This window comes from Candidatus Tenderia electrophaga (assembly GCA_001447805.1).
In the GTDB taxonomy this organism is placed as follows: domain Bacteria; phylum Pseudomonadota; class Gammaproteobacteria; order Tenderiales; family Tenderiaceae; genus Tenderia; species Tenderia electrophaga.
Window position 1 is genome coordinate 879,178 of sequence record CP013099.1, and the last position, 24,798, is coordinate 903,975.

General features: G+C 56.9%; 32 protein-coding genes. 27 read left to right on the top strand and 5 right to left on the bottom strand.

The features are described from left to right. The 20 genes from Tel_04080 (at position 1) to Tel_04175 (ending at position 11,593) form a co-directional block, all read left to right on the top strand. Complete coding sequence (locus Tel_04080) at positions 1-414, top strand: 50S ribosomal protein L16 (protein ID ALP52384.1); 414 nt, start codon at positions 1-3, stop codon at positions 412-414. Next, on the top strand, positions 414-605 hold the full coding sequence (locus Tel_04085) for a 50S ribosomal protein L29 (GenBank protein ID ALP52385.1): 192 nt from the start codon (positions 414-416) through the stop codon (positions 603-605). Before Tel_04080 ends, Tel_04085 begins: the two co-directional genes overlap by 1 nt. A gap of 2 nt (positions 606-607) precedes the next feature. Continuing rightward, entirely contained in the window at positions 608-877 is a 270-nt protein-coding gene (locus Tel_04090; protein ID ALP52386.1) for a 30S ribosomal protein S17, read from the top strand. Positions 878-920: 43 nt separating this feature from the next. Further along, positions 921-1,289: a 50S ribosomal protein L14 gene (locus tag Tel_04095; protein ALP52387.1), complete on the top strand. Its 369-nt coding sequence runs from the start codon at positions 921-923 to the stop codon at positions 1,287-1,289. A gap of 36 nt (positions 1,290-1,325) precedes the next feature. Next, entirely contained in the window at positions 1,326-1,643 is a 318-nt protein-coding gene (gene rplX, locus Tel_04100) for a 50S ribosomal protein L24 (protein ALP52388.1), read from the top strand. A gap of 17 nt (positions 1,644-1,660) precedes the next feature. Beyond that, positions 1,661-2,200, top strand: a complete 540-nt coding sequence (locus Tel_04105; GenBank protein ALP52389.1) for a 50S ribosomal protein L5 — start codon at positions 1,661-1,663, stop codon at positions 2,198-2,200. Between the two features lie 5 nt (positions 2,201-2,205). Beyond that, positions 2,206-2,511: a 30S ribosomal protein S14 gene (locus Tel_04110; GenBank protein ALP52390.1), complete on the top strand. Its 306-nt coding sequence runs from the start codon at positions 2,206-2,208 to the stop codon at positions 2,509-2,511. Positions 2,512-2,581: 70 nt separating this feature from the next. After that, entirely contained in the window at positions 2,582-2,977 is a 396-nt protein-coding gene (locus Tel_04115) for a 30S ribosomal protein S8 (GenBank protein ALP52391.1), read from the top strand. 13 nt (positions 2,978-2,990) lie between these two features. Next, positions 2,991-3,527, top strand: a complete 537-nt coding sequence (locus Tel_04120; GenBank protein ID ALP52392.1) for a 50S ribosomal protein L6 — start codon at positions 2,991-2,993, stop codon at positions 3,525-3,527. Positions 3,528-3,536: 9 nt separating this feature from the next. Continuing rightward, on the top strand, positions 3,537-3,896 hold the full coding sequence (locus tag Tel_04125) for a 50S ribosomal protein L18 (protein ID ALP52393.1): 360 nt from the start codon (positions 3,537-3,539) through the stop codon (positions 3,894-3,896). A 12-nt stretch (positions 3,897-3,908) separates the two neighbouring features. Beyond that, positions 3,909-4,412 (top strand): 30S ribosomal protein S5, encoded by a 504-nt coding sequence (locus Tel_04130; GenBank protein ALP52394.1) that lies wholly within the window; start codon positions 3,909-3,911, stop codon positions 4,410-4,412. Positions 4,413-4,603: 191 nt separating this feature from the next. Further along, a complete protein-coding gene (locus tag Tel_04135; GenBank protein ID ALP54732.1) occupies positions 4,604-5,038 on the top strand; it encodes a 50S ribosomal protein L15 in 435 nt (144 codons plus the stop codon). Further along, positions 5,039-6,397, top strand: coding sequence for a preprotein translocase subunit SecY (secY, locus tag Tel_04140; GenBank protein ID ALP52395.1), 1,359 nt, complete (start codon positions 5,039-5,041; stop codon positions 6,395-6,397). 339 nt (positions 6,398-6,736) lie between these two features. Beyond that, positions 6,737-7,093, top strand: a complete 357-nt coding sequence (locus Tel_04145; GenBank protein ID ALP52396.1) for a 30S ribosomal protein S13 — start codon at positions 6,737-6,739, stop codon at positions 7,091-7,093. Positions 7,094-7,111: 18 nt separating this feature from the next. After that, positions 7,112-7,501: a 30S ribosomal protein S11 gene (locus Tel_04150; GenBank protein ALP52397.1), complete on the top strand. Its 390-nt coding sequence runs from the start codon at positions 7,112-7,114 to the stop codon at positions 7,499-7,501. A gap of 14 nt (positions 7,502-7,515) precedes the next feature. Further along, on the top strand, positions 7,516-8,142 hold the full coding sequence (locus Tel_04155) for a 30S ribosomal protein S4 (GenBank protein ID ALP52398.1): 627 nt from the start codon (positions 7,516-7,518) through the stop codon (positions 8,140-8,142). A 53-nt stretch (positions 8,143-8,195) separates the two neighbouring features. Then, positions 8,196-9,194 carry a DNA-directed RNA polymerase subunit alpha gene (locus Tel_04160; GenBank protein ALP52399.1) on the top strand — a complete coding sequence of 333 codons (999 nt, stop codon included), beginning with the start codon at positions 8,196-8,198 and terminating at the stop codon, positions 9,192-9,194. 51 nt (positions 9,195-9,245) lie between these two features. Then, positions 9,246-9,623 (top strand): 50S ribosomal protein L17, encoded by a 378-nt coding sequence (gene rplQ / locus Tel_04165; protein ID ALP52400.1) that lies wholly within the window; start codon positions 9,246-9,248, stop codon positions 9,621-9,623. 93 nt (positions 9,624-9,716) lie between these two features. Further along, a complete protein-coding gene (locus Tel_04170) occupies positions 9,717-10,451 on the top strand; it encodes a hypothetical protein (GenBank protein ALP54733.1) in 735 nt (244 codons plus the stop codon). A gap of 65 nt (positions 10,452-10,516) precedes the next feature. Next, positions 10,517-11,593: a permease gene (locus Tel_04175; protein ALP52401.1), complete on the top strand. Its 1,077-nt coding sequence runs from the start codon at positions 10,517-10,519 to the stop codon at positions 11,591-11,593. 16 nt (positions 11,594-11,609) lie between these two features. On the opposite strand, the gene Tel_04180 is transcribed toward Tel_04175, so the two are convergent. Genes Tel_04180 through Tel_04190 form a run of 3 tightly spaced genes read right to left on the bottom strand, consistent with a single transcriptional unit; the run spans position 11,610 to position 14,078 of the window. Further along, positions 11,610-13,019, bottom strand: coding sequence for a phosphate starvation-inducible protein PhoH (locus Tel_04180; GenBank protein ID ALP52402.1), 1,410 nt, complete (start codon positions 13,017-13,019; stop codon positions 11,610-11,612). Between the two features lie 27 nt (positions 13,020-13,046). After that, on the bottom strand, positions 13,047-13,520 hold the full coding sequence (locus Tel_04185) for a peroxiredoxin (GenBank protein ID ALP52403.1): 474 nt from the start codon (positions 13,518-13,520) through the stop codon (positions 13,047-13,049). Positions 13,521-13,547: 27 nt separating this feature from the next. Further along, the gene (locus tag Tel_04190; GenBank protein ID ALP52404.1) at positions 13,548-14,078 is read right to left on the bottom strand and encodes a glycine cleavage system protein R; all 531 of its coding nucleotides are present in this window, start codon (positions 14,076-14,078) and stop codon (positions 13,548-13,550) included. A 138-nt stretch (positions 14,079-14,216) separates the two neighbouring features. Between Tel_04190 and Tel_04195 the strand changes: the two genes are divergently transcribed. Genes Tel_04195 through Tel_04210 form a run of 4 tightly spaced genes read left to right on the top strand, consistent with a single transcriptional unit; the run spans position 14,217 to position 16,916 of the window. Next, on the top strand, positions 14,217-15,092 hold the full coding sequence (locus Tel_04195) for a 4-hydroxy-tetrahydrodipicolinate synthase (GenBank protein ALP52405.1): 876 nt from the start codon (positions 14,217-14,219) through the stop codon (positions 15,090-15,092). Between the two features lie 37 nt (positions 15,093-15,129). Continuing rightward, on the top strand, positions 15,130-15,405 hold the full coding sequence (locus Tel_04200) for a hypothetical protein (protein ID ALP52406.1): 276 nt from the start codon (positions 15,130-15,132) through the stop codon (positions 15,403-15,405). 1 nt (position 15,406) lies between these two features. Further along, positions 15,407-16,168 carry an MBL fold metallo-hydrolase gene (locus Tel_04205; GenBank protein ID ALP52407.1) on the top strand — a complete coding sequence of 254 codons (762 nt, stop codon included), beginning with the start codon at positions 15,407-15,409 and terminating at the stop codon, positions 16,166-16,168. Between the two features lie 31 nt (positions 16,169-16,199). Further along, on the top strand, positions 16,200-16,916 hold the full coding sequence (locus Tel_04210) for a phosphoribosylaminoimidazole-succinocarboxamide synthase (GenBank protein ID ALP52408.1): 717 nt from the start codon (positions 16,200-16,202) through the stop codon (positions 16,914-16,916). Positions 16,917-17,009: 93 nt separating this feature from the next. Here the strand turns inward: Tel_04210 and Tel_04215 are convergent, their stop codons facing one another. Continuing rightward, the gene (locus tag Tel_04215; GenBank protein ALP52409.1) at positions 17,010-19,832 is read right to left on the bottom strand and encodes a hypothetical protein; all 2,823 of its coding nucleotides are present in this window, start codon (positions 19,830-19,832) and stop codon (positions 17,010-17,012) included. A gap of 405 nt (positions 19,833-20,237) precedes the next feature. Beyond that, complete coding sequence (locus Tel_04220) at positions 20,238-21,194, bottom strand: endonuclease (protein ALP52410.1); 957 nt, start codon at positions 21,192-21,194, stop codon at positions 20,238-20,240. A gap of 227 nt (positions 21,195-21,421) precedes the next feature. On the opposite strand from Tel_04220, the gene Tel_04225 reads away from it, so the two are divergent. The 3 genes from Tel_04225 to Tel_04235 all read left to right on the top strand — a co-directional run bounded on the left by Tel_04225 (position 21,422) and on the right by Tel_04235 (position 24,782). Beyond that, on the top strand, positions 21,422-22,189 hold the full coding sequence (locus Tel_04225) for a hypothetical protein (protein ID ALP52411.1): 768 nt from the start codon (positions 21,422-21,424) through the stop codon (positions 22,187-22,189). 80 nt (positions 22,190-22,269) lie between these two features. Next, a complete protein-coding gene (locus tag Tel_04230) occupies positions 22,270-23,928 on the top strand; it encodes a hypothetical protein (protein ID ALP52412.1) in 1,659 nt (552 codons plus the stop codon). Between the two features lie 233 nt (positions 23,929-24,161). Beyond that, entirely contained in the window at positions 24,162-24,782 is a 621-nt protein-coding gene (locus Tel_04235) for a hypothetical protein (GenBank protein ID ALP52413.1), read from the top strand. Positions 24,783-24,798: the final 16 nt, after the last annotated feature.

Here is a 24,798-nt window from a genome sequence, read left to right on the forward strand (position 1 = left end):
ATGTTGCAACCTAAGAAAACTAAATTCCGCAAGGTACACAAAGGTCGCAATCGCGGAAATGCCCTGCGTGGCAACAAGGTCAGCTTTGGTGAATATGGTCTCAAGGCAACCGCCCGCGGTCGTATTACCGCGCGCCAGATCGAGGCCGCGCGTCGCGCCATGACGCGCCACATTAAACGTGGCGGACGTATTTGGATTAGGATTTTTCCTGACAAGCCTATCACCAAGAAGCCTTTGGAAGTGCGCATGGGTAGCGGTAAGGGTAACGTCGAATACTGGGTCGCTGAGATTCAGCCGGGCCGCATGCTTTATGAAATGGAAGGTGTATCCGAAGACTTGGCGCGTGAGGCATTCCGTCTCGCCGCCGCCAAGCTTCCGGTCAAGACCACCTTTGTATCTCGGAGCGTAATGTAATGAAAGCGAGTGAACTGAGAGATAAAAGTGCTGACGAGCTGACTAACGAGCTCGAAGAGCTGCTGCGGGAAGGTTTTAACCTGCGCATGCAACACGCCACCGGTCAGATGGCTCAAAATCATTTGCTGAAGGTGAATCGCCGCAACATTGCGCGAGTCAAGACCGTTTTGAGACAGAAAGCGAGTAGCTGATCATGAGTGAAGAGAATAAGGCAGCGCGGGAAATTGTCGGTCGTGTGGTCAGTAACAAAATGGACAAAACCATCACGGTACTGGTTGAGCGACGCGAAAAGCACCCCGTTTACAAGAAGTTCATTAAGCGTTCAACCAAGTTGCATGCGCATGATGAAAGCAACGAGTGTAATGAAGGCGATCTTGTCACTATTGCTCAATGCCGTCCGTTGGCAAAAAGCAAATCATGGCGGTTGGTCCGCATAGATGAACGTGCGCCGTTGATCGACTAAAGCACGTTACTGGATAGCGCAAAGAATTTAGCGGAGACGAAACATGATTCAGATGCAGTCTAACTTGGATGTGGCCGACAATAGTGGCGCCCGTCGTCTGCAATGCATCAAGGTGTTAGGCGGTTCACGCCGTCGATATGCCGGCATTGGTGACATCATCAAGGTCAGCGTGAAAGAAGCGATTCCACGCGGCAAGGTCAAAAAGGGTGAAGTTTACAACGCAGTGGTTGTGCGCACCCGAAAAGGCGTGCGCCGTGCCGATGGATCGCTGATTCGCTTCGACGGTAACGCGGCGGTGTTGTTGAACAACAACTTGCAGCCGATCGGAACTCGTATCTTCGGCCCGGTGACCCGCGAACTGCGTACCGAGCAGTTTATGAAGATCGTGTCACTGGCGCCGGAAGTGCTCTAACAAAGATTATCGCGGATTAAGGCTAGGTATAAAACGATGCGTAAGATAAAAAAGGGCGATGATGTCATCGTGCTGACTGGTAAGGATAAAGGCAAGCGTGGCAACGTGTTGCGTGTGAGCGCCGACGACCGAGTGGTTGTCGAAAATGTCAACATGGTAAAGCGTCACACCAAGCCTAATCCGCAGCGCGGTGTTGCCGGTGGCATCGTCGAGAAAGAAGCGGCCATTGATGTATCAAACGTCGCATTGTTCAACCCGGTGACGAAGAAGGCCGATCGAGTGGGTTTTCGTGTTCTGGAGGACGGTCGCAAGGTTCGTTACTTCAAGTCAAACAACGAAGTAGTTGACATTTAAGCGTAAGGTTTTTAGCAATGGCTAGATTGTTGAATCACTATAAAGATACGGTCGTTAAGCAGCTCATGGAGCAGTTTAACTATGACAGTGTTATGGAAGTGCCGCGCATCACCAAGATCACCCTGAATATGGGACTGGGCGAAGCGGTCGGTGACAAAAAAGTTATCCAGAACGCGATGGCTGATATGGAAAAGATCGCCGGGCAAAAGTCTGTGTCCACGCTCGCGCGAAAATCCATCGCCGGCTTTAAGATTCGTGACGGTTGGCCCATTGGTTGTAAGGTGACCTTGCGCCGTGCCCGTATGTACGAGTTCCTGGATCGCTTGATTACAGTAGCGATCCCGCGTATTCGAGACTTTCGCGGCGTGAGCGCCAAGGCCTTCGACGGTAGCGGCAACTACAGCATGGGTGTGCAGGAGCAGATCATCTTTCCTGAGATCGACTATGACAAGATCGATGCTTTGCGTGGCATGGATATCACCATTACCACAACTGCAAAAACAAACGAAGAAGGCCGTGCATTGCTGGCTGCATTCAACTTTCCATTTAAGGGTTAAGAGTTATGGCAAAGAAGTCCATGGTAAATCGCGAAATCAAACGCCAACGCACCGTTGCCAGATACGCAGCAAAACGCGCCGAGCTTAAGCGCAAGATGCTGGATACGAACCTGAGTGAGGAAGAGCGCGAAGACGCGCAGCGCAAGTTTCATGCACTGCCGCGCGACGCGAGCCCGGTGCGCTTGCGAAATCGCTGTAGCCTGAGCGGTCGCCCGCACGGTTATTATCGTAAATTCGGTTTGGCGCGTAACAAGCTGCGCGAAGCCGCCATGCGCGGTGATGTGCCCGGCTTGGTTAAGGCCAGTTGGTAATAGATTGATCCATGGGCTGTGCCTTAAATCCTATAGCCCTGATGATACGAGACTTTGGAGTAAAACATAAATGAGCATGACTGATCCAATTGCTGACATGTTGACCCGGATTCGCAATGGTCAAGCGGCCGAGAAGTCACAAGTGTCTATGCCGTCATCAAAGCTCAAAGCTTCGGTTGCCGAAGTGTTGAAAAGCGAGGGCTATATTGCGGATTACAAGGTGGACGACCAAGGCGGTAAACCCGTTATGGTGGTTGATCTGAAGTACTATCAAGGCAAGCCGGTAATTGCGACGATTCAGCGAGCCAGTCGTCCGGGCGTGCGCATGTACAAGCCCAAGGATGAAATACCTCAGGTTGAAGCAGGTCTTGGGATAGCGATTATCTCCACGCCTCAGGGTGTTATGACGGATCGCGCCGCCCGTTCTGCCGGTGTCGGCGGCGAAGTTATTTGTTACGTATCGTAAGTGGTGGGCCCCAATGTCTAGAGTTGCAAAAAAACCTATTCCTGTCCCAAGCGGTGTAGATGTCACCATCGCCGGGCAGATGATTACCGTTAAAGGCGGTAAAGGACAGCTTCAGGAATCCTTGAGCGACCTGGTCGATATCGCCAAGAACGACGCCAATGAGCTGGTTGTTTCCGTGCGTGAAGAGAGCAAGGAAAGCTGGGCCATGGCAGGGACCGTTCGTGCTGTTGTCAGTAACCTCGTGACTGGCGTGAACGAAGGCTTCGAGAAAAAGCTACAGCTGGTCGGTGTCGGCTATCGCGCACAAGCTCAGGGAAATGTGCTGAATCTATCACTGGGGTTTTCGCACCCGGTAAATTATCAGTTGCCGGAAGGCGTGACCGCTGAAACCCCAAGTCAGACCGAGATTGTGGTCAGGGGCATCGATAAGCAGCAGGTTGGCCAGGTGGCCGCTGAAATTCGCGCCTATCGACCGCCTGAGCCTTATAAGGGCAAAGGTGTGCGTTACGCCGATGAGCATGTGGTCCGCAAAGAGGCCAAGAAGAAATAATTATTGGATATGGTTATGGATAAGAAATCATCTCGTTTACGTCGTGCCCGTCGTGCCCGCGCTAAGATTCGCGAATTGGGCACATATCGTTTGGCCGTGCATCGTACGCCCAAGCATATTTACGCCCAGGTGATCGCGCCGAACGGTAGCGAAGTACTGGCCAGCGCCTCGACGCTGGATGCCGAAGTCAAGAAGGAAGCTGCGGCCACGGGTAATGCTGATGCCGCCAAGGCTGTCGGTCGGATGGTCGCCGAACGCGCCAAATCCGCCGGTATCAACCACGTGGCGTTCGATCGTTCCGGTTTTAAATATCACGGCCGCATCAAGGCGCTTGCCGATGCCGCTCGTGAAAATGGTCTTGAATTCTAAAGGATTGTAACGATGGCAAAATTTGAACAGGCGACCGGTGATGGTCTGCAGGAAAAGCTTGTATCTGTCCGCCGTGTGGCCAAAGTGGTCAAGGGTGGCCGCATTTTCGGCTTTTCCGCGCTGACAGTGGTTGGCGACGGCAAGGGGCGAGTAGGTTACGGTACCGGTAAGGCGCGCGAAGTGCCCGCTGCAATTCAGAAGGCGATGGAAGCTGCGCGCAAGAATATGGTCCAGGTGAATCTGAAAGAGGGTACCCTGCAGCATGCCCTGACCGGGATTCACGGAGCCGCAAAAGTCTATATGCAGCCAGCGTCTGATGGTACCGGTATCATTGCCGGCGGTGCGATGCGCGCTGTATTTGAAGTTGTGGGCGTGCACGATGTTCTGGCCAAATGTATTGGCTCCAGCAACCCGATTAACGTGGTCCAGGCGACCATCAAGGGTCTGGATAACATGGCTGATCCGGAATCAGTGGCAGCCAAGCGCGGTAAAACAGTCGCAGAAATTTTGGGTTAAGGCATGACGGATAAAAATCTAAAAGTTACCTTGGTACGCAGCACGAACGGCCGTTCAGCGTCACACAAGGCCTGTGTTGCTGGTTTGGGATTGCGTCGCATGCATCAGACGGTGGAGGTTCAAGACTCTCCCAGCGTGCGTGGCATGATCAATAAAGTGAATTATTTGGTAAAGGTTGAGGACGTTTGATCATGCGCTTGAATACACTTAAGCCGGGCGCCGGCTCTAAATCCGCGCCCAAACGCGTCGGTCGCGGCATCGGTTCCGGCCTGGGTAAGACCTGCGGCCGTGGTCATAAGGGCCAGCATGCTCGTTCCGGCGGCTTCCACAAGGTTGGTTTCGAGGGCGGCCAGATGCCCTTGCAGCGCCGTCTGCCCAAGGTCGGGTTTAATTCCCGCGTCGGTCGCACCACAGCCGAGGTTCGCCTCGGCGAGCTGAATAAGCTGGGTGCGGAGGTGATTGACCTGCTCGCATTGAAAGCCGCCAACATTGTCGGCCAGCACATCGAGCGGGCCAAAGTCATCGCTTCCGGCAGCATTGAGCGCGCCGTGACTGTGAAAGGTGTGGCAGTCACGAAGGGCGCCCGTGCCGCAATCGAAGCCGCAGGTGGAAAGGTCGAGGACTAAGTGGCTTTATCGGGTGCAGGACAAGTAGGCGGCTTGGCCGCGGCGGGGCGTTTCAGTGAACTGAAGCGCCGTTTGCTTTTTGTGCTGGGCGCACTGATTGTGTTCCGCATCGGTGCCCATGTGCCTGTGCCGGGGGTTGACCCGGTTGCGCTCGCGGATCTGTTCGATCAGCAGCGTGGCACCATTATCGACATGTTCAACATGTTCTCCGGCGGCGCCTTGTCGCGTTTTACGGTATTTGCGATTGGTATTATGCCGTACATTTCGGCCTCGATTATCATCCAGCTGCTTACCGCCGTGGTGCCAAAGTTGGAGCAACTTAAAAAAGAGGGCGAGGCCGGGCGTCGTAAGATCAGCCAATACACGCGTTATTTCACCGTGGTCTTGGCGACGATCCAGGCCGGCGGCGTGGCGTATGCCTTGCAAAATCAACAGTTTGGCGGTGTTCCGGTGGTGCTAGAGCCCGGCCCCGCGTTTCTGTTTACGGCCATCGTGACCCTCGTTGCCGGGACCATGTTTCTGGTCTGGCTGGGCGAACAAGTGACGGAACGGGGCATCGGCAACGGTATATCCATCATTATCTTCGCCGGTATCGTGGCGGGATTACCCTCAGCCGTCGGTGGTACCCTGGAGTTGGCGAGCACCGGGGAATTGAGTCTATTTATGGTGTTTTTCTTCTTGTTGTTGGCGATTGCCGTGACATTTTTCGTGGTATTCGTCGAGCGCGGTCAGCGCCGCATCACGGTGAATTACGCCAAGCGCCAGCAGGGCCGCAAGATGTACGGTGGCCACACCAGTCATCTGCCGCTCAAGGTGAACATGGCCGGGGTTATACCGCCTATTTTCGCCTCTAGTATCATTTTATTTCCGGCCACGGTTGCCGGTATGTTCGGCCAGGGTAATGAAAACCTGGGTTGGCTGCAGGATGTGGCCTCCATGCTGTCGCCGGGACAACCGATTTACGTTATGCTTTACGCGCTGGCGATCATCTTCTTTTGTTTCTTTTATACGGCGTTGCAGTTTAATCCCAAGGATACGGCTGACAATCTAAAGAAATCAGGCGCGTTTATCCCAGGTATTCGTCCGGGTGAACAGACTGCGCGCTATATCGACGGGGTTATGACCCGTTTGACTGTGGCCGGTGCCATTTACATCACGCTGGTGTGTTTGTTGCCCGAATTTTTGATCGTCAACTGGAATGTGCCCTTCTATTTCGGCGGTACCTCGCTGTTGATTATTGTGGTGGTGGTCATGGATTTCATGGCCCAGATGCAGGCCCATCTTATGTCCCATCAATATGATGGATTGATGAAGAAGGCCAACCTAAAGGGGTATGGCGGATCCGGCATCGTCCGGTAACCCTCTCCCGCCTCAACTCTAAGAAGTTTCTTGGGATTTGGCGTTAGCTGGAGTATAATTCGCCTCACTTTTTTGAGGGGACTGTCCCCCTTTTGATTTGGAGATGTTGCAATGAAAGTTCGTGCTTCTGTCAAGAAGATTTGCCGTAACTGCAAGGTGATTCGGCGTAAAGGCGTAGTTCGAGTGATCTGCAAAGACACGCGTCATAAGCAGCGTCAGGGTTAAAAACGAGAATTTTCATTCTGATAGGGGCTTGAACGCTTGATTTAACAAGCATTCGAAGCTAAAATTCGGCGTTTTTCGATGGCCTTTTGGCCTGAGTAAAGGAGTTTGCCTGAGATGGCTCGTATTGCAGGAATCAATATTCCGGTGAATAAGCATGCCGAAATTGCCTTGACGGCGATTTACGGAATTGGTCGTCCGCGTGCGCGTACTATTTGTACTGCCGCCGGTATCGACCCCACCACCAAGGTTAAGGATTTGCCCGAGGCCGAAATAGAGGCGCTGCGTGGCGAAATCGCCAAATTGGCCGTCGAGGGCGATCTGCGCCGGGAAGTCTCCATGAACATCAAGCGCTTGATGGATCTGGGCTGCTATCGTGGGCTGCGTCATCGCCGCGGCTTGCCGCTGCGCGGTCAGCGTACCCGCACCAACGCCCGGACCCGTAAGGGCCCGCGCAAGCCGATTAAGAGATAAAGACGGGATTAAGAAGATATGGCAAAGCCAAGCACACGTACGCGTAAGCGCGTAAAGAAAGATGTAGCGGATGGGATCGCGCATATTCATGCGTCATTCAACAATACAATCATCACCATCACCGATCGCCAGGGCAATACGCTGGCTTGGGCGACCGCCGGTGGCTCTGGCTTTCGCGGATCGCGTAAGAGCACGCCCTTCGCAGCCCAGGTGGCGGCGGAAAAGGCGGGTTCCGTGGTCAAAGAATTCGGTATGAAAAATATGGATGTCATGGTCAAGGGCCCCGGTCCGGGACGTGAATCCGCTGTCCGCGCCCTCAATGCGAATGGCTTCAAAATCAATAGCATCACGGACGTAACGCCTATTCCTCATAACGGCTGTCGTCCTCCTAAGAAACGTCGCGTTTAATTCGGAGAACTGTTGTGGCTAGGTATATAGGCTCGAAATGTCGTTTGTGTCGCCGCGAAGGCGAGAAGCTCTTCCTTAAAGGGGAGAAGTGCTACACGTCCAAATGCGCAATTGAAAACCGCGCTTTCCCCCCGGGTCAGCATGGCCAGCGTCGCAGCCGTCTGACCGACTACGGCCTGCAGCTGCGCGAAAAGCAAAAGCTGCGCCGCACCTACGGCATCCTGGAAGCTCAATTCCGCTCTTATTATAAAGAGGCGGACCGTCGCAAGGGATCCACCGGTGAAAACCTGCTCAAGCTGCTGGAAGGGCGTCTGGATAACGTCGTGTATCGCATGGGGTTCGGTTCATCACGTACCGAGGCCCGTCAGCTGGTGCGCCACAACGGTGTCACCGTCAACGGCGAAAAGGTCAATATTCCCAGCTACCAAGTGAATCCAAACGATACCATCGCCGTCAGCGAAAAGGCCAAGAAGCAGCTGCGCATTAAATCCGCGCTGGAATTCGCGCAGCAGCGCGGCTTGGTCGACTGGGTTGAGGTTGATGTGACCAAGATGCAGGGCCTGTTCAAGAATGTGCCTGAGCGCAGCGATTTGCCCGCAGAGATCAACGAGAGCCTGGTTGTCGAGCTGTACTCGAAGTAACCGCTTTTTGTTGAATATATTTATCAGCTTCCAGATTTATACGAGGAGAGCATATGCAAGGCTCAGTAACTGAGTTTTTGAAACCCCGGGTTGTTGATGTACAGGAAATCAGCAACACACATGCCAAGGTCGCTTTGGAACCTCTGGAACGTGGTTTCGGCCATACGCTCGGTAATGCACTGCGGCGCATTCTGTTGTCTTCCATGCCGGGAGCAGCGGTCGTCGAAGCCGAGATCGAAGGTGTGCTGCATGAGTACACCAGTATCGAAGGTGTGCAAGAGGATGTCATCGAGATTCTGCTCAACCTCAAAGAGCTTGCCGTTCGTCTGCACGAAGGCAATGAAGCAACGCTGACCATCAACAAAACCGGTGCCGGTCCGGTGCGTGCCAGTGATATCCAAGTGCCGCACAATGTTGATATTGTGAACCCTGATCATATTATCGCCAATCTCACCGATGTCGGTAAGCTGAATGCCACGCTGAAGGTGACCATGGGTCGCGGCTATGTTGCCGCCACGGCGCGGGATGATTCCGAAGAGAGCCGCCCGATCGGCCATTTGCGGCTGGATGCAACGTTCAGCCCCGTGCGTCGCGTCGCCTATTCTGTCGAGCGTGCCCGTGTCGAACAGCGCACCGACCTGGATAAGCTGATTATCGACATGGAAACCAATGGTGCGATCGACCCGGAGGAGGCCATCCGCCGTGCCGCCAACATCCTGCGTGATCAGTTGTCGATTTTCGTCGATTTGCAGGGTACTGAGGAGACCAAGTCCGAGCCCCAGGAAGCCGAGATTGATCCGATTCTGTTGCGCCCGGTGGATGATCTGGAGTTGACGGTGCGTTCCGCCAACTGCCTCAAGGCGGAGAATATTTATTACATCGGCGACCTGATTCAGCGTACTGAAGTTGAACTGCTGAAGACACCGAATCTGGGTAAAAAGTCGCTGACTGAGATCAAAGATGTATTGGCTACCCACGGCTTGTCGCTGGGTATGCGTTTGGAAAATTGGCCGCCGGCCAGCCTAAAGCGGGATGAAAAAGCCTCAGCCTAAGCTGGATTTGGCCGGACTTGTAGCTAGCTAGAAACCATAAGGAATTAAGTCATGCGTCACCGCAAAAGTGGTCGTCAATTAGGACGTAACAGTACTCATCGTAAGGCGATGTTTAAGAACCTCACTGCCTCATTGATTGAGCATGAAGTGATTAAGACTACTTTGCCCAAGGCCAAGGAACTGCGTCGCCATGCAGAGCCGTTGATTACCATGGCTAAGGAAGACAGTGTCGCCAAGCGCCGTCTGGCCTTCAGCCGTCTGAGCAGCAAGCAGGCAGTGGGCAAGCTGTTTAGCGAACTGGGGCCGCGTTACAAGGCGCGTCCCGGCGGTTATCTGCGCATTCTCAAGTGTGGTTACCGGGCCGGTGACAACGCGCCTATGGCGATTGTTGAGCTGGTCGATCGTCCCGAGGCCGCTGCTGCGGAGTAAGGCGCTGGAACATAGATATGTGAAGAAGCCGGGCATTGCCCGGTTTTTTTATTGGTGGCAAAGTGGTTCTTTGATTGTCGGGGGGTGGATCCCGTGATCATGTTGTTTACAGACTTTGGTCTCAACGGTCCTTATGTCGGTCAGATGCAAGCGGCGATCTATGGCGTAAATCCGACCGCCCGTGTGATCAATCTATTCGCCAATGCGCCGGGGTTTAATCCCAGGGCGTCGGCGTATCTGTTGGCCGCCTATGTCGATTATGTTCCTGCGGCGACGGTGTTTCTGGCGGTGATCGATCCCGGCGTGGGCAGCGCACAGCGTCAACCCGTGGTGGTCTCGGTCGAAGACAGGTATTTTGTCGGACCGGACAACGGCCTGTTTGATGTGCTTGGCACACGGGCGCGGAGCGCGGCCAAAACAGAAATCCTGTGGCGACCGGCCAATTTGTCGGCCAGTTTTCACGGCCGCGATCTTTTTGCCCCCATCGCCGCGCATCTGGATCAGCGCACCGTCCCCGGTGACTGGTTAGGGCCGGTTCAGCCGTTTATAGTTGACGACGTGGCGGCCGATCTTTATGAAGTGATCTATGTAGACGACTACGGCAACGCCATGACCGGTGTGCGTGCAAGCGAGCTTCCCCCGGCGGCTGTGATCGGGGTCAATGGACAGGCGCTGAACCGCGCCCGAACATTTGCCGACGTACTGCCGGGCCAGGCGTTCTGGTATGAAAACTCCAACGGCCTGATGGAGCTGGCGGTCAATTGCGGCAGTGCGGCCAAGCAATTGTCTCTGCAAATTGGGACCAAGGTAGAAGTATTGCCGAAATAGGTACGGCCAATGACGCGGTACATTAAGCGCAGTCGGCGCAGAATTTAGTCAATACAAGGATAGTGATGGAAAACGTACTGGGGCGCTGGTTTAAAAAATATTTCTCCGATCCGGAAGGTGTGATCCTGGCGGTATTGCTCATCCTCGGCTTTACTGTGGTGATCTTTTTCGGCGATATGCTTGCGCCTGTGCTTGCCAGTGTGGTGATTGCCTATCTGCTCGAGGGCGTGGTGCGGCTATTGGAAAACCACGGCATGGGACGCCTGTCGGCGGTGATGTTGGTGTTCCTGATATTCCTGACCTTCCTGTTATTCGTGTTCCTCGGTCTGGTGCCGCTGCTGTCCAAGCAGGTCGCCCAGCTGGTGCAGGAAATTCCCAATATGGTCTCGGAGGGACAGCGCGCCTTGCTGCGCCTGCCCGAACTCTATCCCCATATATTCAGCGAAGCGCAGGTCAATGAAATTATGACCGCGATACGTTCCGGTTTAACCGAAATGGGACAAAACCTGCTGTCCTTTTCATTGGCATCCATTTCCACCCTCTTTACTATGCTGGTGTATCTGGTCTTGTTACCGGTGTTGGTGTTTTTCTTCATGAAGGACAAACACAAGATACTCGACTGGATCACCCGCTATATGCCCAGGGAACGCGGCGTGGCGCTACGCGTCTGGCGTGAGATGGACCGCCAGATCGGTAACTATGTACGCGGCAAGTTTGCCGAGATCATGATTGTCGGGCTCGTCTCCTATGTCGTATTCGCCCTGATGGGTCTGCAATACGCCAGTCTGCTGGGGGCCGCAGTCGGCTTGTCGGTGGTGGTGCCCTATATCGGCGCCGTCGTGGTGACGGCCCCGGTGCTGTTGATCGGGTTCTTCCAATGGGGTTGGGGCGCCGATTTCGCCTATCTGGCGCTGGCCTATTTGATCATCCAGGCCGTGGACGGCAATGTGCTGGTACCCTGGCTGTTTTCGGAAGCCGTTAACCTGCATCCCATCGCCATCATCGTCGCCATCCTGATCTTCGGCGGTGTGTGGGGGTTCTGGGGCATTTTCTTTGCCATCCCGCTGGCGACGCTGGTTAAGGCCGTCATCGACGCCTGGCCCAAGCTTTCCGACACCGTGGCAGAGACGCCGGACAACTGATTTCAAAGAGTCCGGCTCAGAGAATTTCGGCGGCGAAGTCGGCCAGCCGCGAGCGTTCGCCGCTGATCAGGGTGATGTGACCGCTGTTCTGCCAGTTCTTGAAACGATCCACCACATAGGTCAGGCCTGAGGTGGTCTCGGTCAGATAGGGGGTGTCGATCTGGGCGATATTACCGAGACAGACCACTTTGGTGCCCGGGCCGGCGCGGGTGATGAGAGACTTCATCTGTTTCGAGGTCAGGTTCTGGGCTTCGTCGATGATGACGTACTTCTTCAAAAAGGTCCGACCGCGCATGTAGTTCAGCGAATGGATCTTGATGCGGTTGCGCAGCAGGTCGTTGGTGGCGGCCCGCCCCCATTCACCGCCCTCGCCGGTGGAGAGCACCTCCAGGTTGTCCATCAGGGCACCCATCCACGGCACCATCTTTTCCTCTTCCGTGCCCGGCAGGAAGCCGATGTCCTCGCCCATGGGTACGGTGGCGCGGGTGACGATGATCTCGTGATAGCGTTGATCGTCCAGCACCTGGGCCAGACCCGCGGCCAGGGTGAGCAGGGTTTTACCGGTACCGGCGTTGCCGAGCAGACTGACGAAATCGATCTCCGGGTCCATGAGCAGATTGAGGGCGAAATTCTGTTCCCGGTTACGGGCGTTAATGCCCCATACCGAATGATGTGAACGGTAAAAATTCCGGCACATCTCCAGCTTGGCCTCGACGCCGTTGACCTCTCGCACCATGGCCTGAAAGGCATTGTCTTTGACGTCATAGATCAATTCGTTCGGGTACCATTCTTCCAGGTCGTCACCCGTCACCTTATAGAAGGTGCGGCCTTCCTCCATCCACGACTCCAGCTCCTTGGCGTGGTTCTCCCAGAAGTTCTCGTCCAGTTCGGTCTTGCCGGTGTAGAGCAGGCTGAGGTCATCGAGCACCTGGTCGTCCTGATAATCCTCCGCCAGAATCCCCAGTGCCGCAGCCTTGATACGCAGGTTGATGTCCTTGGAGACGATGATCACTTTAGCGTCGCTGCGCGATTTCTGCAGTGCCAGCGCCGTGGCCAGGATATTGTTGTCGGGCATGTTGCCCGGCAGGCTGGGGGGCAGGTCGTAGGTCAGGTGACGGGTCTGAAAAAAGACATGACCGCTTTCGTAGCTGCTATTTAGGGGTTCCGGCAGTTTGATACCCTTTTCGATATCCTTCTTCTTGGCGCCGACGATCAGGTCTTCCATGATGCGGCTGGCCTGGCGGGCGTTGCGGGCCACTTCGGAATGGCCGCGTTTGTTCTGGTCCAGTTCCTCCAGCACCACCATGGGCAGGAAGATGTCGTGTTCCTGAAATCGGTAGAGGCAGCTGGGGTCGTGCATCAACACATTGGTATCGAGCACAAAAAAGCGTTTGGGGCTGCGATCACGTATACGTTTATTGGGCATATTAATACTAACGTCTCCGCTGTGAATTTATTTATTCAATTCTTTCGCCGCCGCCAGCACCTCCTCGGCGTGGCCGTCGACCTTGACCTTGCGCCACTCCCGGCGCAACACGCCCTTGGCGTCGATCAGGAAGGTGCTGCGCTCGATGCCGCGCACCTGTTTGCCGTACATATTTTTCATCTTAATGACGTCGAATAGCGTGCACAGCGCTTCGTCCTGATCCGACAGCAGCTCGAAAGGGAATTCCTGTTTCGCTTTGAAGTTCTCGTGTGATTTGACACTGTCGCGCGAGATGCCCAGCACCACGGTGTTGGCGCGCTTGAACTTGTTGTAATCGTCGCGAAAGGCCTGGCCTTCCTTGGTGCAGCCCGGGGTGCTGTCCTTGGGGTAAAAATACAGCACCAGATTCTGGCCCTTGAGCTGAGACAGTTTGATATTCTGATCGCCCGTGGCGGGCAGTTCGAAGTCCGGCACTTTCTTGCCGATCGCTACGCTGCTCATGAGTGAGTCTCCTCGCTTGGGTAGTGTTTAAGCGCGCACCGGCTCCATCATGCCGTCCATGTTCAGGCTGTCACAAAAATCCAGGTATTGTTCCCGGATCTGGGCGATGGATTGCGCGGATGGAATGTTGACCGTCATGCTGATGGCGAACATGGGGGTGCCGGTGTGGGCGGCATTATAGGAATCGGTATTGAGGGTTTCGATATTGATGCCGCGACTGGAAAAAAAGTCGGCGACGCGGTGCACCAGTCCGGGTTGGTCGATGGCCAATGCGTCCACATGGTAGCTGAGCAGGTTGCCGCGCGGACTACGGCGCTCGGTGCGTTTGAGATTGAGGGTCAGACCGAGCTTGTCCGCCACGCGCGGCAGGGTTTCCTCGACTTTGGCAATGGAGCTCCAGTTGCCGGACAACAACAGAATCAGGGCGAATTCGCCGCCCAGGATGGTCATGCGGCTGTCGAGAATGTTACAGCCGCTGTCGAGAAGGTGTCTTGTCAGGTCGTTGACGATGCCGGGGCGGTCGTCGCCAACCGCGGTGATTACCAGGTGTTTTGACATGTGCTCGAACTACTTAGTTGGTTAACTCAGGCTCTACGATAATAAATCATACGCCAGTTTCCCGGGGGGTGGAACGGGCTTGTCTTATGTCCGGGCCGGAAGTACCATGAGCGTTTTTCTGGAGCACGGGGAAAATCTATGTTTCACGGCAGTATGGTGGCCTTGGTAACGCCCATGCAGGTGGACGGCAGCCTCGATTATGCGGCGCTGGAACGCCTGGTGGAGTTCCACATCGACAACGGCACCGACGCCATCGTTGCGGTGGGCACCACCGGTGAATCGCCCACCTTGAACGAGGCCGACCACTGCGAGGTCATCCGCAAGACGGTCGACTTTGCCGCCGGCCGGCTACCCGTCATCGCCGGTACCGGTTCCAATTCCACCCGTGAAGCCATCGATTTGACCCTGGCGGCCATGGAGGCGGGCGCCGACGCCAGCCTGCTGGTGACGCCGTACTACAACAAGCCCACCCAGGAAGGCCTGTACCAGCACTTCAAGGCCATTGCCGAGGCAGTGGCCATGCCCCAGATCCTCTACAATGTCCCCGGCCGCACCGCCTGCGACATGCTGCCCGACACTGTGGCACGGCTGGCCAAGATCTCCAACATCATCGGCCTCAAGGAGGCCACCGGCGACCTGCAGCGGGCCCAGGAAATCCTCGACCGCTGCGGCGACGGCCTCGACCTTTACAGCGGCGACGACGCCACCGCGCGCGAGTTCATGCTGATGGGCGGCAAGGGGGTGATCTCGGTCACCGCCAATGTGGTGCCTAAGGCCATTCACGAGATGTGTGCCGCCGCCGTCGCCGGCGACCGCGCCAAGGCCGAGGAACTGGACGCCCCGCTGGCCGGCCTGCACGAAAACCTGTTTTTGGAAGCCAATCCTATCCCGGTCAAATGGGCGCTGGCGGAGATGGGGCTGATCGGCCACGGGATCCGCCTGCCCTTGACGGTATTGTCGGACCCGCACCACGACGCCGTGCGCCAGGCCCTGCGCCAGGCCGGCGTGCTCTGATTCCCGGCTGATGATGAATTCACGCTTAGGCCGGGGGGTGACCCTGCTGGGGATGGCCGCGTTATTGTCGGCCTGCAGCGGGATCGAGCAAAAGCGGCTCGAATACCGTAACAGCCAGAGTATCGCGCCGCTCAAGCTTCCGCCCGGCCTGCAGGAGCCGCAGAGTCCCACCATGTTGCCCCTGCCCGAGGTGGATACGGCCGCGGCGGTGGTGGACGTCGCTCCGCCGGTCAACCTGCCCGAGGAACTGTTGGCGGAGCCCGAGACCGCGGCTGCGGCGCGCAGCGAAAACAGCGCTCCCGACGACGAATAGCATGCGCTTTGCATCCCTGGGCAGCGGCAGCCGCGGCAATGGCACCCTGGTTGAGGCCGGCGCCACCCTGGTGTTGCTGGACTGCGGTTTTAGCATTGCCCAGGTGGAGGCGCGTATGGCGCGGCTGGGCAAGACGCCCGCCGATCTCAGCGCCATCGTCGTCACTCACGAGCACGGCGATCATATCAAGGGCGTCGGTCCGCTGGCGCGGCGCTATCAGATTCCGGTATGGATGACGCCGGGCACGGCGCGCCACCGGCGCCTGGGCGCGCTGCCGCAGCTGTGTCATTTCAACAGCCATTCGCGCTTCGCCATCGATGATCTGGAGCTCAGCCCCTATCCCGTCCCCCACGATGCCCGCGAACCGGCGCAGTTCGTCTTTGGCGACGGCAAGGTCCGCATCGGCATTCTGACCGACGTGGGCTGTTGGACGCCCCATATCGAAGAGCAGCTGAGCCGCTGCGACGCCCTGATTCTGGAGTGCAACCACGACAGCGACCTGCTGCTGCACGGCGGCTATCCGGCCGCGCTAAAACAGCGTGTCGGGGGGCGTCACGGCCATCTCAGCAACCGCCAGGCCGCCGACCTACTGGGGCGCCTGAACACCGGCAAGTTGCAGCACCTGATCGCCGCCCATCTCAGCGAGGAGAATAACCAACCGCAGCTGGCCCGGGACGCCCTGGCCGCGGTGCTCGGCTGCAGCGGCGATTGGATCGGCGTCGCCGATCAGGAACAGGGGCTGGCTTGGCGCGAAGTTGTATAATACGCAGTCCGAATTACGAGGTTAAATCACCATGCAGAAACGCGAAGAGCTCTATGCCGGCAAGGCCAAATCCGTCTATCTCACCGACGACCCGGACCGCCTCATCCTCGAGTTCCGCGACGACACGTCGGCCTTTGACGGCGAGAAGGTGGAACAGCTGGCGCGCAAGGGCATGGTCAACAACTACTTCAATGTCTTTATTATGGACAGGTTGGCCGAGGCCGGCATCCCCGTCCATGTGGAGCAACGGCTTTCCGATACACAGGCCGTGGTGAAAAAGCTGGCGATGATCCCCGTGGAATGCGTGGTGCGCAACATCGCCGCCGGTAGTCTCTGTCGCCGTTTGGGTGTGCAGGAGGGCATGGATCTCAATCCCCCGACCTTCGAGTTATTCCTCAAGAACGATGCCCTGCATGATCCTATGATCAACGAGTCTCATGTCGAGACCTTCGGCTGGGCTAAGCCGGCACAGCTGGCGCGTATGAAACAGCTCACTTTCCAGGTCAACGACGTATTAAAACAGCTGTTCGCCGACGCCGGTATGCTGTTGGTGGACTACAAACTGGAGTTCGGCGTGTTCAAGGGCGAGATCGTGCTGGGCGATGAGTTCAGCCCCGACGGCTGCCGTCTGTGGGACGCGCAGACACGCGAGAAGCTGGACAAGGATCGCTTTCGCCAGGGCCTGGGTGGGGTGGTCGAGGCCTATGAAGAAGTGGCCAAGCGGCTGGGTATCGACTTGCCGCAATAACTTCAAAAACAAAAAAAGGGGTGCATCCAGCACCCCTTGGTTGTTATTGGCGGCGATCTTGTCCCTGTCGCCTTCTTCGTCTTAGCCCAGGGTCTATTCGACCGCCTTGCCTTCGGTGTATTTGATGCTCGTCCCTGTCGGTACCGCGCCCATGTTGTGGGCGGTGTAGCTGGGCAGCGAGGTCAAGTCGACTGCGTTGGCGTCGCTTATATCGGGTTGCGTTCCATTGGGGAAATTTGTCACAACCCCGAGGAACAGGCTGGTATCCAGCGGCTTGACGAAATAGCGTGTGCCGTCATCACCGGTGGCCTCGGTGCCGGCCGCAATATGAACCACCTTGCCGGCGATGTCCGGTGTCATGGTCCAGCCGTTCTTTTCCAGCTCGTGGTACATGTCAGGCATGCCGTGCATCCAGCCGTCGAACTGCAGGCTGAGCGTGCCTTTGGCTGTGCCGGCGCTGTCCTGTACCGCCACGTTGTTCAGCGTGATCGGGTTGGACAGGATGACGTAGTCGCCGTTGCTGTCTTTCAGAAAGCGCTGCTTGCCCCAGTTCTGGCCGTCACTCGGTTTTTCCCAGTTGAATTCCACCGGGCGTGTTTGACCAATGGGAAAGCCGTAGTCGTCAACCGCTACCGTTGTGCCATCGCCAGCAAGCGGGTTGCCTGACACATCGTAGGCAAACAGGCCCCATTTGGTATCGGCCACGGCGCCGACGGTGTTGTTGCCGGAGCTATCGGACAAGACTTCCAGCAGCAGATAGTTGGCGTCCGCCGGATCTTCGATCAAACTGTATTTGACATCTGTATTCCAAGGCGCCGCCAGATAAGACGTCCCTGCGGGCAGGATAGACGCCGTTGCAGACGAATCCGTGTTATCCGGATTGGCCGCATTCTGCAGTTCCCGTTTGACATCATAGGAATTCGCAGCGTCGGCAGCATCTTTGCGTTTTACGATGTAATTGCTGCCGGCGGCGTTGATGTAGTACTCCTCATCCCGGCCCGGGTTGAACGCAGTGTCGTTGTTGCCAAAGGTGGGCTGATTCGTAACCGGGTCTTCACCCAGATACTCTTTCTGAACCCAGCCTGTGTTGGCGCCGCTGAAATCGCCGGTGTATTGGATAAACAGCTGACCGCTGATGCCGGTGAACAGATTGTCTCCGCTTGCCGGCGTCAATTTTGCCGCCGGGCTGTTGGGCAAAGGACGACCGGTTTCGTTGTCGATATTGTCACCGGTTTCATAGAAACCCTCGCCGCTGTATGTGAAACCGCTGATGGCGGGGTCGGAGTCAAGGTACAGGTATTGCTTGAAGCTACCGTTGTCGTCACCGCCTACATATATCCAGCGTTGGTCGTTTTCCGCTAGGACCAATTGATTGAGATCGAAGGCGCTAAAGCCGTTTTCCGAACCTCCCTTGGAAGATCCATCGTGATTCTTACACTCGAGGGGATTCGCCCCCCAGTCAATCCAGCCATCCGCGCAGTAACGCCAGGCGTTGTTGATATAGAACAGCTCATAGGATTTGTTGAGCCAGGTCTGGACCGGCACGCCTTTGATGTCGTCAAGGGTGGCGCTGACCAGATTACGTTTGGTGAACGTGCCGGCAAATTCGGCCATGGTGTAGGTCGGCGCGGTCTGGCCGGGCGGGACGTCGGCCTTGGTAAAGGTGGTGGGCGAGGCGTTAACGCCGTCGTCGACGACGAAGCCTTCCGGACCCCAGAGTTCATGACGACCCTGCCAGGCACCGTAATAGCCCCAGGCCTCGAACTGCTTAGTGTTGTCGCTGAGCGCTGTCATTTCATACCGCACGGGGAAGCCGAAGGACACCTTTTTCTCCACATTTTCGCCTTCGGCGATATTGTTGTTGGCATCACCCTCGGCGTAGAACAGGCCGTAGCGATGCACCATCTTGATTGCGCCGTCTAACTCACGGTCCTTAAAGACCGCCGGGTCGGATCCTTCCTGGACGCCGAGATAGTTGCCATTGTAAGAATATTTTGCGCTGTTGCTGGGGAAGGCGCTGAGCAGGGAGCAATCGGTGCCGCTATTGGGGTCGTAGCAGGTCTCCCAATCGGGATATTGCACCACACCGTAGCCTTCGTTAGCGCTGCGTATCAGCACACCCTTCATCTCTTCAATCAGGTCCCATTCATTGCGCATGCCGCGATCGACCACCTTCAGCGTGGTATTGCCGTTGGCGTCGATACGAGCACTGGCGGCGAAATAACCCTGCGGCGCGCTGGCGTCAACGCCCGTCGGATCGGCGTCGAAATAGACGTTCAGGTCCCATTCGCCGTAGTCTTCGAAGGAGCCATCGTCCGCCACGCTAGCGGAGGTGTAGATCTCGGCCTGTGCCTTAATGAGAGTCTCGGTGCCGTAATGGGGATCGGTCTCCGGAATCCAGAGCTGAATCACGTTAACCTTCTGTGAGACGCCGCTGGTTGGGTGGGTGCCGTCCACCAGCTCGGACTTGACGGTCCAGGTTTGCAGTTGTTTGATATCGACGCCGTCGCTGTCTTCTTCCCAGGAGACGACGGCCTGATAGGCACCGGTGCCCACTTCGTCGGCATAGTTTGTTTGTGCCAAGGACGTCAAAATGGTTTCGATAATATCGAATTGCTCCAAGGCAGGTTCTTCGACAAAGGTTCTGCCCTTGGTCTTGACGTAATCTGAATCGGCCGGCAGGCCGCTGGCGGCCGCCGCTCTCGATAAGCGATGAATGGCGTTGCTGAAACTGCCGGCGCTGGCCGCGGCGGAACTGCTGCCCGAGGCGGGAACCGCCGAAATTTCGGAGGGCAGGGTGTAACCCCTGCTGGTGGCGCTGCTACTGCTGCTGGACGAGCTACCGCCGCCCCCGCCGCCGCATGCAGTCAGACCAATGGTGATTGCCAGTGGAACGACACAGGTCAGCGGTGTCATTCGTTTATTCTTACTCTTCATCGGGCGTATTCTCCTCGCGTTGTAACTTGGCTCAATTTGGTCAGGCCCCCAGTCGGTTTGGTGCCCCTGGGCCTGTTCTGCTTGTCCTGCCTGAGTGTCCTTTTGCCCGAGCGAGTGACGGCGGTGGTCGCCGCTGGCGTGCTTCGTCAGCCTTGACGATGGATAGGCGTCAGACCGTCCAATGTACGGTGGTTAACGGCATTTTCAGGGGGAATTTGAGCGTCAAAACAAGGGGAATAGCGGAAGTCAGTGCATGGGAATGCGCCAAGACACGTAAGTGCTTGATCGTTAATTGATGTGCCGTGTGAGCCTGGACAAGGGGGCTGGGGTTATATGAGGGATATCGGCCGCCCTCGGCCCGGTTTCGTCGAGGATGGTGAGGGATTAAAGACTAAACTGCGCCACGAACGGTGCATGATCCGACTCGGGATATTTGAGGTCCGAGGCGAAGGCGATGGATTCGTCGTGCAGCACCTCGTTGTGGATCTCCGCCGCCTGGTAATAAGTCAACAATGAACGCGAGATCATCACGTGGTCGAGCAGATTTCCTTGCCCTTCGTGCAACAAGGTGTAGCGTGAGCCACTCGGAATGGACAGACTGCAGGGCACCAGTTGGCGATGGCCGAGAGCGGCGTTGCCGGTGTTTTCCACCCGCCCGGCGATGGCCTCTACCGGCACTTCGCCCGGTTCGGCGTTGAAGTCGCCGCAAACCATGATTTTGGCCTCCGGCTCGTTGTCGAAGAGCGCGTCGATCATGAGTCTCAGCTCCAGCGCCTGGCCGACCCGTTTCATGGAGGAAATGAAGTAGCCTTCCGCCCAGCCACTGACGCTGCGAAAGCCCCAGCCCTCCCGTTGCCCCGGGACCGCCGAGGGGCCGCGTGATTTGAGGTGGATGTTGAATACGTGGAGGGGCCCTTGCGGATGGCCGATCTTGGCGTACAGCACGGGTCGTTCCCAACGCACCTCCTTGGCCTCGTGCTCGCGCGGCGAGGCGGTGACACGGCGGTACACCAGCTCGTCCACGTATTCGTTGCGTACTTGCCGGGTTTCCAGGATGGGGTAGCGCGACAGGATGACCAGGTTGCGCTTGTCATAGGCCTGGTCCGCCGTGGTCTCGGTGGCGCTCAGGTTGTAGCCCTGGTAGGGCGTGCCTTCGATCAAGGCCTGCAAGGCCCAAAGTCCACGCGGTTGGCCCTCACGTTCCTGGCCGTGAATTTCCTGCAGGCAGAGGATGTCTGCGTTCAGGCGCAACAACTGAGGTCTCAGGATGGGAAAACGTTGTTCCAGCGAGGGAGACATGTTCTCATCCAGATTTTCGACATTGAAAGTGGCTATTCTCATGGCACCGCTCCTTGGTTGAATGTTTCGGCTGAGACCTTTTTTTAGCATCATGCGCCAACCTTTTCAGGGCTTCAAATAATTATTCAGAGCGTCATAGCGGCGGCGTTACATCGACGTTGCATTTATGGGATAATCGCCGCCAGACGGGGTGTTTGGTCATCAAGCTTAAATACTTCGTTGTCATAATCGCCAATCAGTCCGATGCAACGATCTTTAATAGGTTTTCCATGAGCCAGCGTTTTTCCCTTCATTTTTCGCACCTGCCCTTGGTGCAACGGGTCCTCTATACCTGCACCCTGTGCGTGTTGGGGCTGGGCTACACCTTTGCCATGATCTATATCTTCGCTTCGCATCATAGTCGCGACGGCAATGACATGCTGACCGTGCAGGACATTATTATCGCCTACAGCGGCAGCAAGAGCGGCACCCGGCTGGAGGCGGCGCTGAAGGGGCCCATGTCGGGCATGTTGCCGGCCGACGAGAATCTGAAGATCATCAGCTGGGTGCGCGACGGTGCCAGTGAAAAGGAATATCAGCAAGGTATAAAACGAATTTTCGACAACCGCTGCATCACCTGTCACAACAATCGCAATCCCCATCTGCCCAGTCTGGAGGATTACGAATCGATCAAAAAGACCGCCGAGGAAGACAAAGGCATGGATGTGTTTACGCTGGTGCGCGTGTCACACATCCATCTGTTTGGGCTGACCTTCATCTTTTTTATCGTCGCCAGTATTTTTATTCACGCCTATATCCGCCATGAGTGGCTCAAGATTACGATCATGGTGATCCCGTTTATTTCGATCATTTTTGACGTCGCCTCCTGGTATATCACCAAGGTCTTCGAGCCCTTCGCCTGGGTGGTGATCGGCAGCGGTACACTGATGGGGATTTGTTTTGCGTTGCAGTTTTTTATCTCCCTGTACCAGATGTGGTTCTACCAACTGCCGGATGACGTGAAGATGCGCTTCTATTGTTCCGTGGTGGATGAATAGCCGGCGGGATTGGATAGATGTTTCGTCCGGTCCTCCTGCTATTGGCACTGCTGCTATTAAGCGGCTGTGATCCCGTTTCTATGGCCGACGACAGTCCCTCGCCGGTGGGCCTGGCGCAGCCTTTTCCGGTGGTGGGCGATCCCGACAAGGGCCGCCAGGTGGCCGGGCAATGCGCCGACTGCCACGGTCTGGACGGTGTCAAGGCCGCCAGCGGTGCGCCGTTTATCGCCGGTTTGAAACAGCCCTATTTGGTACGCTCCCTGTTGGCCTATGGCAACGGTGCCCGCTCGCATGAAGGCATGAAACAGGTCAGCGAGGATCTCAACCCCATCACCCTGGCCGACGTCACCGCTTACTATGCCGGTTTGGACACCCCCTGGCGCGGCGCGGTGGCCGGGCAGGCATCCAAGGCCGTACTCAAGGACGCCCAGGCGCGCCGCGCCGCCCGACACATCGTCGATGCCTGTCGTTCCTGCCACAGCCAGACCGACCGTTTTCAGCGCGAGCAGGCCATACCCAGCATCGACGGCATGGCGGTGGAATATTTCGTGCCGGCCTTGAAGAGTTATGTCAGCGGTGAACGCCACAACGAGATCATGGCCCAGTTCAAGGGCAGTTTGAGCGAGCAGGACATCTACAACCTGGCCGCCTACTTCGCTGCGCGCAAACCGCAAAAGGCACCTCCCATGGGGGACGGCGACGCGGCCCGGGGCAAACTCGCCGCGCGTGCCTGCGCCGGTTGTCACGGTTATGACGGCAATAGCCTGAATCCGCACATCCCCAACCTGGCCGGGCAGTCGGCGCGCTACCTGGTCAAGGCCATCAAGGACTATCGCGACGGCGTGCGTGAATCGCTGTTGATGCGTGCCCCGGTGCGGGGGCTGGGTGACCGCGCCATCGCCGATCTGGCCGCCTACTACAGCCGACAGACGCCGCAGTCGCCCCTGCACGCGGATATTTCCTCTCCCAGGGCCTTCGATCCTCTGGCCGACGGCGAGCGCATCGCCGCCTCCTGTAATAGCTGTCATGGCCCCGGGGGTAACAGCGAAACACCGGGCGTGCCCAATCTTACCGGCCAGCATGTGAAATATCTCAGCCGCGCCACTCAGGCCTATCAACAAGGGCGCCGCGAGCATGCCGCCATGCAAGAGATCGTCTCCTTTTTCAGCGACACCGATATTGAAAAGGCGGCCTATTGGTATGCGGTACAGACACCGCACAGCAGTCGCCGGCCGGGCCAGGGTGACCCCGCCCGCGGCGAGACCCTGAGCGACGCCTGCAGCAGTTGCCACGGCGAGGCCGGCATCAGCCCCGATCCGGCTACCACCCCCAGCTTGGCGGGGCAGGACGGCGCCTATTTGATCCAGGCGACGCGGGCCTATGCCGATGGCGGACGTGCGCACGAAGGCATGCGTGAAGTCGCCCAGCAGCTGACGGATCAGGACCTGCGTGATCTGGCCGCCTATTACGCCCTGCAGACGCCGCGACAGGTCAAAACCTATCTCCCCGATAATCCCCAGCAGCTGGTCGAGCAGCGCTGCAGCCGTTGTCACGGCGAGCGCGGCTACAGCGAGCAACCGGGTGTACCGCGTCTGGCCGGACAGCTGGAGCCCTACCTGGTGCAGGCGATGAAGGAGTATCAACAGGGCATACGCAAGGACTCCGCCATGGTGGCCATGGCCGATGTCCTCAGTCTGCTCGAAATCAAGGCCATCGCCGCCTACTATGCCAAGCAGTAGTCCACGCCGCTGAGGCAAGCGGGGTATTGTTTCCTGGTTGTATGCCAGGGTGAACCAGTCCTGAAAATTTTTTAATGATTGTGCTGCCGGGCGTCCATAAACGCGCTAGAATAGACCTGTAATCCATGCGGGTATTCGCGAAAGGCTTGGTGAGCGAATAAATCATTGACCTTGCGCGCCGTCCGCATCGATACCCGCCTACAAGCGGGTGCAAACCTGTTCAAGAGGCTAGGATGATGAAAACAACGCTGCTGATACTGCTCACCGCACTATTTGGGGTAAACGGAATTGCCACCGCAGTCGAGGACGAGGGCTCCATTCAACGCGGCCAGGCCAAGGCCTTTTATTGTACCGGTTGTCACGGCTACAACGGCATGGGGGTAGGGGCCGCGCCGCCGCTGGCGGGCCAGGATAAAGCCGATCTGCTCGCCAAACTGAAGGCCTTTAAGCAGAAGAAATCCTCACTCATGGGGCTGCAGCTGGCCAGGTTCGAGGAGAACGACCTGAAGGATCTGGCCGCCTATTTTTCCTCGCTCAAGTCGACGCCGCCGGGGCAGGCCAGTTATGAACGGGATATCGAGCCTATTATCCAGTGGCGTTGTATCACCTGCCACAGCGCCGGTGGCGAAGGCGCGCGCAAAAGCGGTTTGGATCTGAGTAGCTACCAGGCGTTAATGGAGGGTACCAAGGAGGATGGCGAGCTGATCGTGCCCGGTTCTCCGGAAACCAGCAGTTTCATGGTGATGGTGACACGCAAGGATCATCTGAGAATGCCGTTTGGGGCGCCGCCGCTGGCGGACGACGAGATCCGCGTGCTCAGAACCTGGATCGAGCAGGGCGCCAAAAACAATTGAGCGGGATCGCTGTAAT